Origin of the sequence: Euzebya sp. (genome assembly GCF_964222135.1) — a bacterium.
In the GTDB taxonomy this organism is placed as follows: Bacteria; Actinomycetota; Nitriliruptoria; order Euzebyales; family Euzebyaceae; genus Euzebya.
The window spans coordinates 1-11,643 of sequence record NZ_CAXQBR010000011.1 but is presented as its reverse complement, the minus strand read 5'-3'; the positions used below and the strand labels follow the sequence as shown (position 1 = coordinate 11,643).

Annotated in this window: 9 protein-coding genes; 4 read left to right on the top strand and 5 right to left on the bottom strand. The window is 74.9% G+C overall.

Annotated elements, in window-relative coordinates; all coding sequences use genetic code 11:
- Window positions 1-240: 240 nt before the first annotated feature.
- The 4 genes from pucD to ACEQ2X_RS03465 form a co-directional block, all read right to left on the bottom strand.
- Window positions 241-2,607 (bottom strand): xanthine dehydrogenase subunit D, encoded by a 2,367-nt coding sequence (gene pucD, locus ACEQ2X_RS03480; RefSeq protein WP_370324381.1) that lies wholly within the window; start codon window positions 2,605-2,607, stop codon window positions 241-243.
- Window positions 2,600-3,154: a (2Fe-2S)-binding protein gene (locus tag ACEQ2X_RS03475; protein ID WP_370324380.1), complete on the bottom strand. Its 555-nt coding sequence runs from the start codon at window positions 3,152-3,154 to the stop codon at window positions 2,600-2,602. The genes pucD and ACEQ2X_RS03475 overlap by 8 nt, the downstream gene beginning before the upstream one ends.
- Window positions 3,151-4,116, bottom strand: coding sequence for a xanthine dehydrogenase family protein subunit M (locus tag ACEQ2X_RS03470; RefSeq protein WP_370324379.1), 966 nt, complete (start codon window positions 4,114-4,116; stop codon window positions 3,151-3,153). Before ACEQ2X_RS03470 ends, ACEQ2X_RS03475 begins: the two co-directional genes overlap by 4 nt.
- Before the next feature lie 143 nt (window positions 4,117-4,259).
- The gene (locus ACEQ2X_RS03465) at window positions 4,260-6,146 is read right to left on the bottom strand and encodes a putative bifunctional diguanylate cyclase/phosphodiesterase (RefSeq protein WP_370324378.1); all 1,887 of its coding nucleotides are present in this window, start codon (window positions 6,144-6,146) and stop codon (window positions 4,260-4,262) included.
- A 101-nt stretch (window positions 6,147-6,247) separates the two neighbouring features.
- Here ACEQ2X_RS03465 and allB point away from each other — a divergent pair, with 101 nt between their 5' ends.
- The 4 genes from allB to pucL are packed head-to-tail and all read left to right on the top strand — an operon-like array spanning window position 6,248 to window position 10,371.
- Window positions 6,248-7,600, top strand: coding sequence for an allantoinase AllB (gene allB, locus ACEQ2X_RS03460; protein ID WP_370324377.1), 1,353 nt, complete (start codon window positions 6,248-6,250; stop codon window positions 7,598-7,600).
- Window positions 7,597-9,144, top strand: coding sequence for an allantoicase (gene alc, locus ACEQ2X_RS03455; RefSeq protein ID WP_370324376.1), 1,548 nt, complete (start codon window positions 7,597-7,599; stop codon window positions 9,142-9,144). The genes allB and alc overlap by 4 nt, the downstream gene beginning before the upstream one ends.
- 16 nt (window positions 9,145-9,160) lie before the next feature.
- The gene (uraH, locus tag ACEQ2X_RS03450) at window positions 9,161-9,496 is read left to right on the top strand and encodes a hydroxyisourate hydrolase (RefSeq protein ID WP_370324375.1); all 336 of its coding nucleotides are present in this window, start codon (window positions 9,161-9,163) and stop codon (window positions 9,494-9,496) included.
- 2 nt (window positions 9,497-9,498) lie between these two features.
- Entirely contained in the window at window positions 9,499-10,371 is an 873-nt protein-coding gene (pucL, locus tag ACEQ2X_RS03445; RefSeq protein WP_370324374.1) for a factor-independent urate hydroxylase, read from the top strand.
- 8 nt (window positions 10,372-10,379) lie between these two features.
- On the opposite strand, the gene ACEQ2X_RS03440 is transcribed toward pucL, so the two are convergent.
- A complete protein-coding gene (locus ACEQ2X_RS03440; protein WP_370324373.1) occupies window positions 10,380-11,597 on the bottom strand; it encodes an amidohydrolase family protein in 1,218 nt (405 codons plus the stop codon).
- Between the last annotated feature and the right edge of the window lie 46 nt (window positions 11,598-11,643).

Below are 11,643 nucleotides of genomic sequence, written 5' to 3'. Positions count from 1 at the left end.
CGTACCGCTGCACCAACAGCACGACCCCGACCAGCCCGATCACCGCCATCGCGACCTTGAAGGCCACCTCTCTGGCGTCCACCTCACCCACGCGACAACCCCCGTCGTCGACCACTCCCAGGCACCCGGCACGCTACAACCCCACCCCTCCCTCCAACACCCTCCCCTGTGGAGAACCACCGCGCAGCCGATCTCGCCCACATCGGGCCACATCGACCACGTCACCCTGACGACCGCGGACTACCGGGCGGGATCCGCCAACGCGATGTCCTGGGGCCGCACCGGCACCCGGGTGATCGGCGCACCCGTCGCCGCGCGGATCGCGGCGGCGATCGCCGGGGTGGACGAGATGGTCGGGGGCTCGCCCACGCCCTTCGCGCCGAACGGGGCGCCCGGCTCGGGCTGCTCGATCAGCGTGGCGACCACATCGGGCATGTCGAGCGACGTCGGGATCAGGTAGTCGGTGAACGACGGGTTCCTGACGAGCCCGCCGTCGACCACGACCTCCTCCATCACCGCCAACCCGACCCCCTGGGCGATCCCGCCCTCGATCTGCCCGACCACCGACCGGGGGTTCAGCGCGCGGCCGACGTCCTGCCCGGTGGCCATCTGCACGACCCGGACCAACCCGAGCTCGGGATCGACGTCGACCACCGCACGGTGCGCCGCGAACGCGAACGACACGTGGGCGTTCCCCTGCCCGTGCTCGTCGAGCGGCTCGGTGGGCGGGTGGTGGTGCTCGCGGACCTCCTCGATCGCCGAGTCCGCGAGCAGGGCAGCCACCGGGACCGACCCCCCGTCGACCCCGGACCCCTCCAACGGCACGACCGACCCGTCCCGCAGGTCCAGCAGCTCCCGCCGGGCCCCCTCCACCGGCACGTCCAGGACCGCGGACGCGCGCCGGAGCAGCTCCGCCCGCACGGCCTGGCACGCCAGCTGCACCGCGCCGCCGCTCATCCACGTCTGCCGGGACGCCGACGTCGACCCCGCCGACCCGATCGAGGTGTCGGTCGGGCCCAGCACGACCCGCGAGACGCCGAGCTCGGACCGCACGATCTGCAGCGCGAGGGTGTGGAAGCCCTGGCCGACCTCTGCCGCGGCGCACCGCACGGTGGCGACCACCTCGCCCGCGGCGTCGACCTCCACCCGCACGGCCGCGGTCGAGTAGTCGTCGAACCCCTCGGAGTACATCAGGTTCTTGAACCCGACGGCCATGCCGACGCCGCGGCGGACGTCCCGCGCCTCCACCACCATCCCGGTCCCACCCGGCAGTGCGACCGCCGCCCCGTCCGACCCGGCCGTCCCGGCCGTCCCGGCCGGCCCCTCCGGCGGCAGCGGATGGGCCATGGCGGCTTCGATCACCTCCCGGACCGGCGCGGTGCCGGTGATGACCTGGCCGGTGATGATCGCGTCGCCGGTCGACAGGGCGTTGCGCAGCCGCAGGTCGACGGGGTCCATCCCCAGTGCGGCGGCGAGCTTGTCCATCTGCGCCTCGTGCCCGACGCAGACCTGCACCGCCCCGAACCCGCGCATCGCCCCGCACGGCGGGTTGTTGGTCCGGACCGCGTACCCGTCGATCGCCGCGTGCGGCACCCGGTACGGCCCGCAGGAGAAGCACGTCGCGTTGGCGATCACCGCGGTCGAGGAGGAGGCGTACGCCCCGCCGTCGAGGACGACCCGCGCCTCCACCTTCACCAGCTCGCCGGTGGAGGTGGCGTGGTGGCGGTACCACATCCGCGCGGGGTGGCGGTGGACGTGGCCGTAGAAGCTCTCCTCCCGGCTGTACAGCATCTTCACCGGCCGGCCGGTCGCGAGAGCGAGCAGGCAGACGTGCACCTGCAGGCTGACGTCCTCCCGGCCGCCGAACGCCCCGCCGACGCCGGCGAGGTGCAGCCGCACCTGCTCGACCGGCAACCCGAGGCACGCCGCCACCTGGTCCCGGTCGACGTGGAGCCACTGGGTGGAGATGTGGAGGTCCACGCCGCCCTCGCCGTCCGGGATGGCGAGCCCGGACTCCGGGCCGAGGAAGGCCTGGTCCTGCATCCCGACCTCGTAGGTGCCCTCGACGACCACGTCCCCGGTCACCGAGTCGGGGTCGCCGTGGCGCAGCCGGATGTGGCGGAACACGTTGCCGTCGGGGTGGATCGGGTCGGCGTCGATCGCCGCCTCGGCGTCCGCGAGCGGCTCTAGGACCTCGTAGTCCACCCGGATCGCCTGCACCGCCCGCAGCGCGAGCTCGGGGTGGTCCGCGGCGACCGCCGCGATCGGCTCGCCGTGGTAGCGGACGACGTCGGCGGCGAACACCGGCTGGTCGCGGTGCTCCATCCCGTACGTCGCCGAGCCGGGCACGTCGTCGGCCAGCAGGACCGCGTGCACCCCGTCCATCGCCACCGCCGCGGAGGTGTCGATCGACCGGATGACCGCGGAGGGGTGGGGGCTCCGCAACGTCCGCCCCCACAGCATCTGGTTGACGTGGAGGTCGCTCGAGAACGCGAAGTCCCCGGTGACCTTCGGGGTGCCGTCGGGCCGGTCGGCGGACTGCCCGAGGCCGCCGGCCACGGCGGTCCGACCACCGGTGGCGGTCGAGGTGGTCGCCGCCTCAGCCACGGCCGCCACCCGCCAGACGGCGGTCCCGCACGGCGGCGACCGCCTCGAGGATCCGCCCGTACCCGGTGCAGCGGCAGAGGTTCCCGCTCAGCGCCTCGCGGATCGTCAGCTCGTCGGCCTCGGGCTGCCGGTCGAGCAGGTCGTGCGTCGCCACGATCAACCCGGGCGTGCAGAAGCCGCACTGCACCGCGCCGGCGTCGAGGAAGGCCTGCTGCACGTCGGTGAGACCACCCTCCTCGGAGCCCAGCCCCTCCACCGTCGTGATCGTCGACCCGACGGCGTCGGCGGCCATCACGCAGCACGAGCAGACCGGCACGCCGTCGAGCAGGACGGTGCACGACCCGCACTCCCCCTGGTCGCAGGCGTTCTTCGAGCCGGGGTGGCCCAGGCGCTCCCGCAGGACGTACAACAGGGACTCGCCCAGCCACGACTCGGTCACGGCCTCCTCGCGGCCGTTCACCGCCAGGGCGTAGGCGTCAGCGGCCGGCGCGGCGTCCGTCGGGTCGATCGGCAGGTCGGGATTGGTGGGGTCGGGGACGCTGCTCATGCGAAGAGGCACCTCGTCAGGGTCCGGCGGGCCAGCACGCCAGCGGCGTGGCGGCGGTACGCGGCGGTGCTGCGGTGGTCGGTGATCGGGGCGGCCGCGGCAGCGCACCCGGCGGCGAACGCGTCCACATCATCGGGGTCGCAGACCAGGGCGTCCCAGTCGATCGCGGCGCTGATCGCGTCCTCGGCCTCGGTCGGTCGGACCGGCGTCGGGCCGACCGAGCCCAGCGCCACCCGCACGCGGCGCCGGTCGGTGTCGACCACCAGCGCCAGGCTGGCGACGCTGATCGCCATCGCGTTGCGGGGGCCGACCTTCGCGACGTGCTGCGGGCCGGTGACCCGCGGCACGCGGACGCGGTGGATGATCTCACCGGGCTCGATCGCGGTCTGCTTCGGGCCGGTCAGGAGATCGGTGAGGGGGAGGGTCCGCGACCCCGACGGACCGGCCAGCTCGACGGCGGCGTCCATGGCGACCAGCCACGGGAGGGTGTCGCCGGCGGGGCTGGCGGTGCCGATGTTCCCCCCGATCGTCCCGGCGTTGCGGATCTGGGGCGACCCGATCGTGCGGGCGGCCATCGCCAGGCCGGGAGCCTCGTCGGCGAGGTCGGCCTCGACCTGGGCGTAGGTGACGCCGGCGCCGATGTCCAGCTCCTCGGGTCCGGTGGCGATGCCCTGCAGCTCGCCCACCCGCCGGAGCGCGACGATGGCGGGCGGGCGGCGGTGGCCGTGGTTGACCTCGACCATCAGGTCCGTCCCGCCGGCGAGGAGGTGCGCGTCCGGCCGGGCCGCCAGCGCCTCCAGGGCGCCGGCGAGATCGGAGGGGCGGGCGACGCTCAGCGGCGGTGCTCCTGTGCGGCGGCGATCATCGGCCGAGCATAACCCCGCCGGTGTGACGACCGCGTGTCGCCGGTGGGGCCCGCCGGTGCTCTCGGATCTGGGAGTTGCTGCCGTGGACCGACCCACCACCCAGATCTGGGGTCTCGGTCGCGCGACCCTCTGCTCAGATCTGACGGCCAGGTACACCGGCGGACCCAGGGCTCAGATCACAGGGGAACGGCGGGACCGGACAGCGACCGGACCCGCATCCCCACACCCGCCCTCACCCCTCACAACGCGTCGATCACCGCGTCCGGGGGGCTCGGGCGGGCGATCAGGTAGCCCTGGCCGAGGGGGCAGCCCAGCTCGCGGAGCGCGGCCAGCGTCTTCTCGTCCTCGATGCCCTCGGCGACGGTGTCCATCTGGATCTCCTCGCCGAGGTCGATGAGGCTCCGCACGATCGCGCGGCTCCGCGGGTTGCGGATGTCGGCGACGAACGACCCGTCGATCTTGATCTCGTCCACCGGGAGCGACCGCAGGTGGCTGAAGGAGCTGAAGCCGGTCCCGAAGTCGTCGACGCTGAACGTGACCCCGGCCGCCCGCAGCTCGTGCATGGTCTCGAGGGACTGCTCGGGCTGGACCAGCAGGGCCCGCTCGGTCAGCTCGAGCCGCAACCTGAAGGGGTCCAGGCCGCTGCGCTCGAGGGCGGCGAAGACCTCGCCCGCGAGCTCCCGACGGCTGAGGTCGCCGAGGGACAGGTTGACCGACACGCGGATCCCGCCGTCGACGGAGGCGGCGAAGCGCGTGGCGAGGTCGAGCACCCGGCGGGTGATGGCCGGCTGCAACCCGTTCGCCTCGGCCTCCTCGAGGAACGCACCCGGCGCCAGCAGCCCGCGGGTGGGGTGGTCCCACCGCACGAGCGCCTCGACCCCGACGGTCCGCCCCGTCTGCAGGTCCTGCTGGGGCTGGTACACGAGGACGAGCTGGTCCTCGGCGATCGCGTCGTGCAGCTCGGCGTTGCGGGGCCGCGACGACACCGACACCGGGTCGACGACCAGCGACAGCCGGTCCGGCAGGACCTTCGCCTCCCCCAACCCGCCCTCGGCCGCGAGCAGCGCCTCGAGGGGCGCGGCCTCGGCCCGGCACACGGCGGCGCCGATCGCGACCGACAGCGAGAACGAGCGGTCCCGCGCCTCGATCGGCTGGCCGAGGGTGCGCCGGACCCGCTCGGCGAACGCCCGGACCGCCGCGACGTCGGCCGCGGGGGCGCCGCCGCCGGCGCCCCCCGGCAGCAGGAACGCCGCCGCCAGCCCGTCCGCGGACAGGCGGCCGGTCACACCGCCCGGCGGGGTGACACGGTCCAGGCGGCGGGCCATCTCCCGGAGGACCTCGTCGCCGCCAGCGGTCCCGACCTCCTCGTTGACCTCGCGGAAGCGGTCGATGTCCATCGCGAGGACGACCAGCCGGGCGTCCGGTCCGTGGGCGGCGAGGGCGACGTCGCGGACGCCGACCTCGAACTCGTGCCGGTTCCGCAGCCCGGTCAGCGGGTCGCGCACCGACACCCGCTCGAGCGCCCGCTCGACGCGCACCTGCTCGGACACGTCCCGGGCGTTGACGACGATCCCCCGCAACGTCGCGTCCGCCGACTGGAGCGCGGCCGTGACCTCCAGGTGGCGCCACGTCTCGTCGGCGGTGAGGAACCGGATCACCTCCGGTGACCGCCCCTCCCCCGCGATGACCGCGTCGGCCATGGACTGGGCGCGCCGGCGGTCGTCGGGGTGGATCAGCTCGCTGAGCTCGCGGGCGACGAACTGCTCGGGCGTCCAGCCGAGCAGCCCGGTCACCGACGGGCTGACGAACGTGACGACGCCGCTCGGCTCGACGATGGCGATGATGTCCGAGGAGCGGCGGACCAGCGCCTCGTAGCGCTCGTGCTCCTCCTCCACCCGGCGGTGCGCCGCATCCACCTGGCCGGTCAGCCGCCGCAGAACGACGAACAGCGCCACGGCGGTCACGGCCACGAACCCGAGCCCCTTCGCCAGGCCGATGACCCGCGCGGCGGTCAGCCCGTGGACCACGACGAGCACCCCGTCGCTGACCGCGACCCACAGCGACGCGGCCAGCCAGTACCCGACCGACACCCGTCCCGGCAGGCTGCGGAGGGTCGTGGTCCGCACGTCGGCGCACCCCCTTCCGGTCGGGGTCCTCGGGTCGCGAACAGGCTACCCACGCACCATGCCCGCGTGGGGCACCGCCTGTCGGCTACCGTTCCGGAGCCGTGGACGTCGTGGACCTGACCCTGACCAGCAGCCGGCTGGTGACCCCCGGCGGGGTCGTCGTCGGCACCGTCGTCGTGGACGCCGGCCGGATCATCGACGTGGCCGCGCTGGGCGACCCGCTGCCCCCCGCCCGCGAGTCCGTCGACGTCGGTGACCTGACGGTCCTGCCCGGCCTGGTCGACAGCCACGTCCACGTCAACGAACCAGGCCGCACCGAGTGGGAGGGGTTCGCCACCGCCACCCGCGCCGCGGCCGTCGGCGGGGTGACGACGATCGTCGACATGCCGCTCAACTGCCTGCCGCCCACCACCGACCGCCGGGCCCTCGCGGCGAAGCGCCTGGTCGCGCGCGACCAGGCGTTCGTGGACGTCGCGTTCTGGGGCGGGGCCGTGCCGGAGAACGCCGACGCGCTCGAGGGTCTGCACCAGGACGGCGTCCGAGGGGTCAAGGCGTTCCTGTGCGACTCCGGCGTCCCGGAGTTCGGCTGCGTCCACCCGTCGGAGGTCACGGTCCTGATGCAGCGGGTCGCCGCCCTCGGCAGCCGCCTGATCGTCCACGCCGAGGACCCCGACGTCTGCGAGGGGGCCGCGGCCGCGCAGGCCGGCGCCGACCCCCGCCGCCACGCCACGTGGCTGGCCAGCCGACCTGCAGAGGCCGAGGTCGCCGCGGTCACCGCCCTGGTGGAGGGGTGCCGGGCCACCGGCGCCCGGGTCCACGTCCTGCACCTGTCCGCAGCGGACGCCGGCGAGGTCGTGGCCGCCGCGAAGGCGGAGGGGTTGCCGATCAGCGCGGAGACCTGCCCGCACTACCTCACCCTCCACGCCGAGGACGTCCCCGACGGGGCGACGGACCACAAGTGCGCCCCGCCGATCCGCGACGCCGCGAACGCCGACCGGTTGTGGGACCTCCTCGCCGACGGGGTGATCGACGCGGTCGTCAGCGACCACTCCCCCTGCCCGCCCGAGGACAAGGCCCTCGACACCGGCGACTTCCTCGCCGCCTGGGGCGGGATCGCGTCGCTGCAGCTCGGCCTGCCGCTCCTCCACACCGCGGCGATCCGGCGCGGCCACGACCTGACCGACCTCGTCCGCTGGATGGGCACCGGTCCCGCGGGGATCGCCGGGTTCGACGACGTGGGGATCCTCGCCCCCGGGGCCGCCGGCCACCTCGTCGTCTTCGATCCGCTGGCGCACTGGCGGGTCCGCGGGGAGGCGCTCCAGCACCGCCACCCGACCACGCCGTACGAGGGCCGCGACGTGGTCGGCCGCGTCGTCACGACGTACCTGGCCGGGGTGGCGGTCGTCGTCGACGGCCGGCCGGTCGGGGAGCCGCGGGGGGTGCTCCGCCCATGACCGCGAGCCCACGAGCCGTGGACGCCGCCGACACCCCCTTCACCGGGCTGGTCGACCTGGCCGCCAAGCGCCTCGGCGGGATGGTGCTCGCCGCCAACGACGAGTTCTTCGGGGCGAAGGAGAACCTGCTCGACCCCCTCGGACCGACCTTCGACCCGCGCGCCTACACCGACCGCGGCAAGGTGATGGACGGCTGGGAGACCCGACGCCGACGCGGACCGGATCCGGACGGGACGAGCCACGACTGGTGCACCGTGCGCCTCGGCATGCCCGGGGTCGTGGAGGCCGTCGTGGTCGACACCACCTTCTTCCGCGGCAACTTCCCCGAGGCCTTCGACCTGTCCGGCGCGATCTGCGGCGACGGCGGGCCGGATGCGTCGACCCGGTGGCTGCCGCTCATCGGTCGCACGCCGCTGCGGGGCGACGAGGTCCAGCGCGTCGTGGTCGAGGACGCGCGCCGGGTCACCCACGTCCGCTTCGCGATCCACCCCGACGGCGGGGTCGCCCGCCTCCGGCTGCTCGGCCGACCGGTCGTGGACCTGCACCGCGTCGCCGACCCCGGCGGGCGGATGGACCTCGCCGCCCTCGTGAACGGCGGCCGGGTCGTGGCCTGCTCCGACGCGTTCTTCGGCGCCCCCTCCAACATGATCATGGTCGGCGACGCGATCGACATGGGGGACGGGTGGGAGACCCGCCGCCGACGGGGTCCCGGTCCCGACGGGCTGGACCACGACTGGGCGGTGGTCGAGCTGGCCACCACCGGCGAGGTCGAGCGGATCGAGATCGACACCACCCACTTCAAGGGCAACTACCCCGACCGCTGCACCGTCCAGGCGATCGACGCGCCCGGCGCGCCCGCGGCGGAGCTGGTGGCGTCCGAGGGGTGGGTGACCCTCGTCGACGACCACCGGATGTCACCCCACGCCCGCCACGTCCTCGACGTCGCGTCGACCCGCCCGGCGTCCCACCTGCGGCTCGCGGTGATCCCCGACGGCGGGGTCGCGCGGTTCCGGGTGTTCGGCCGGGTCACGGCGGAGGGGTGGCGCCGCGCGGGCACACGGCTGCTCGACCTGGCCGGGTCCGACGAGGCCCGGACCGCCCTCCTGGCCTGCTGCGGGTCCACCGCCTGGGCGGACGCCATGACCGCCCGCCGGCCGTTCGGGTCGCCGGAGTCGCTGCTGGCCGCAGCCGACGAGGTGTGGGAGGGGCTGACCGCCGACGACCACCTCGAGGCGTTCGCCGCCCACCCGCGGATCGGGGAGCGCTCGGCGTCGCGCTGGTCGACCGCGGAGCAGTCCGGCACCGCGGGGGCGCCCGAGGCGGTCCTCGACCGGCTGGCCGCCGGCAACGCGGCGTACGAGCAGCGCTTCGGCCACGTGTTCCTCATCCGCGCCGCGGGCCGGTCGGCCGAGGAGGTGCTCGAGGCCCTCACCGCCCGGCTCGGCAACGACCCGGAGGCCGAGCGGCGGATCGCCGCCGAGCAGCAGCGCGAGATCACCCGCCTGCGCCTGGAGGCGCTGCTCGCCGAGGGGCGGCCGGGATGACGAGGAGGAGGAGCCCGTGAGCCTGTCCACCCACGTCCTCGACACCGCCGGCGGCGCGCCGGCCGTCGGGGTGCCGGTCCGCGTCGAGCGCGACACCGGCGACGGCGACTGGGTCGAGGTCGCCCGCGGCGAGACCGACGACGACGGCCGCATCGCCGACCTGGTGCCCGGCGACCTCGAGCCCGGGCCGTGGCGGATCACGTTCGACTCCGGGACCTGGTTCGCCGACCAGGGCACCACGACGTTCTGGGGCGACATCGTCGTCGCGTTCGTCGTGGCCGACCCGGCCGCCCACCACCACGTCCCCCTCCTCCTCAGCCCGTTCGGCTACAGCACCTACCGAGGATCCTGACCATGTCCCTCCCCATGGGCCCGAACCGGTACGGCAAGGCGGGGATCCGCCTCGCCGTCGTGGAGCGCGACGGTGACGCGCACACCTACACCGACCTCGGCGTCGACATCCGGCTGCACGGCGACTTCGCCGCCGCCCACGAGGAGGGGGACAACGCCGCCGTCCTGCCGACCGACACGATGCGGGGGACCTGCTTCGCGCTGGCGCGCGACGGCATCGGCTCGGTCACCGGGTACGCCCGCCGGGTGGCCGAGCGGCTGCTCGAGGCCTCCGCCGCCACGACCGCCGCGGTGGTGGAGGTGACCCGGTACCCGTGGGCACGGGTGCTGATCGACGGGGTGGGCCACGACCACACCTTCGTCCCGGACGCCGGCGGGACCCCGGTGGTGACGGTGACCGCGACGCGGGGCCAGGGCGTCACCGTGGTCGGGGGGATCCGCGGCGCCCGGGTGGCGAAGACCACAGGGTCGGCGTTCAGCGGGTTCCTCCGCGACGAGTACACGACCCTGGGCGAGACCCGCGACCGGATCATGGCGACCACGATCGACGCGGCGTGGGGGGTCACGTCGGCGGAGGTGGACGTCGACCGGTTGGCCGCGGACGTCCCCGCGACGGTGCTGGCCGCCTTCGCCGGGCACGACGCCTCGGAGTCGGTCCAGCACACCCTCCACGTGATGGGGAACGCGGTCCTCGACGCGCACGAGGAGGTGACCTGGATCCGGTTCACCCTCCCGAACGAGCACCACATCCTGAGCGACCTCTCCCCCTACGGCCTCGACAACCCCGGCCGGGTGTTCCTGGTCGCCGACCGGCCCTACGGGGTCATCGAGGGCGCCGTCGCACGGCCCGGCGTGATCCCCGACGTGCCCTGGTAGCCCGCGGGTCAGGCCACCACGCGGCCGGCCTGGATGACCGTGCGGCCGCCGTCGGCCCACAGCGCCGACGGCGTCTCGAACGGGTCGTCGTCGTAGACGATCAGGTCCGCGGCCGCCCCTGGGGCGATCCGGCCGACGTCGTCCCGCCCGAGGAGCGCGGCGTTCACCGAGGTGGCCGCGCGGAGGAGGTCGAGGGTCCCGTCGACCTCGTGCTGCAGGCGCAGGCCGGACAGCTGCTCGGTCTCGAGGCCGCCCATCAGGTCGGTCCCGAACCCGACCGGCACGCCGGCGGCCCGCGCGATCTCGATCGCGGTCCGGCCGTGGTCGAGGACCTCGCGGTTCTTCGCCAGCCCCACCGCCGTCAGGCCGAACTCGCCGCCCCGGCGGTCCATCGCGTCGTAGGTGGCGAGGGTCGGGACCAGGTAGGCGCCGGCGGCGGCCATCGCCGCGGCGCTGTCGGCGTCGAGCAGGTTGCCGTGCTCGATCGAGCGGACCCCGTTGGCGACGGAGTGGACGATCGCCTCGGGTGAGTAGGCGTGGGCGGCGACGTAGCTGCCGCGGCGGGTCGCCTCGTCGGTGACGGCGCGGACCTCCTCGGCGGAGTACTGCGGCACCCGCAGCGGGTCGGCCAGGCTCATCACCCCGCCGGAGGTCATGACCTTGATCGCGTGCGCGCCGGTGCGGAACCGCTCGCGGACCGCGCGGCGGAGCGCATCGACGCCGTCGACGACCTCGCCGGTGTGGCCCGCGTGCCCGCAGCACAGGTCGATGGCCAGGTCCGGCGGCCGCGGGTCGGCGTGCCCGCCGGTCTGGGACAGCGCCCGGCCGGTGTAGAGGTAGCGTGGGCCGGCGATCAGACCCTCGTCGAGCGCGCGGCGCAGGCCGCTGTCGCCGCCGGCGACGTCCCGGACGGTCGTGAACCCGCGGCGCAGCGCCCGGCCGAGCCGCTGGGCGGCCTTCGAGGCGACGTAGCTCATCGGCGTCGCCTCCATCGCCAGCATGTCGAGGCTGATCCCGTAGGCGTGGAAGTGCGCGTCGATCAACCCCGGCACGACCACCCGGCCGCGGGCGTCGACCACCTCCCCGTCGCCGGCGCCGGCATCGGACGAGGCGATCTCGACCACCACCCCGTCGACGACGCGGATGGTCCCCTCCACCAGGTCGGCGGCGGACCCGTCGAAGATGCGGGCGTTCGTGATGGTGAGGGGGCGGTCAGTCGTGGGCATCGCCGCGCAGCTTCGCAGTGTGTCGGGGGGGCCCCCCCCCGGTGGG

What these genes read in the sequence shown, in the direction of transcription:
- ACEQ2X_RS03475 (WP_370324380.1), bottom strand. Translation starts at nt 3,154, where the DNA reads ATGAGCAGCGTCCCCGACCCCACCAATCCCGACCTGCCGATCGACCCG.
- alc (WP_370324376.1), top strand. Translation starts at nt 7,597, where the DNA reads ATGACCGCGAGCCCACGAGCCGTGGACGCCGCCGACACCCCCTTCACC.
- pucL (WP_370324374.1), top strand. Translation starts at nt 9,499, where the DNA reads ATGTCCCTCCCCATGGGCCCGAACCGGTACGGCAAGGCGGGGATCCGC.
- ACEQ2X_RS03440 (WP_370324373.1), bottom strand. Translation starts at nt 11,597, where the DNA reads ATGCCCACGACTGACCGCCCCCTCACCATCACGAACGCCCGCATCTTC.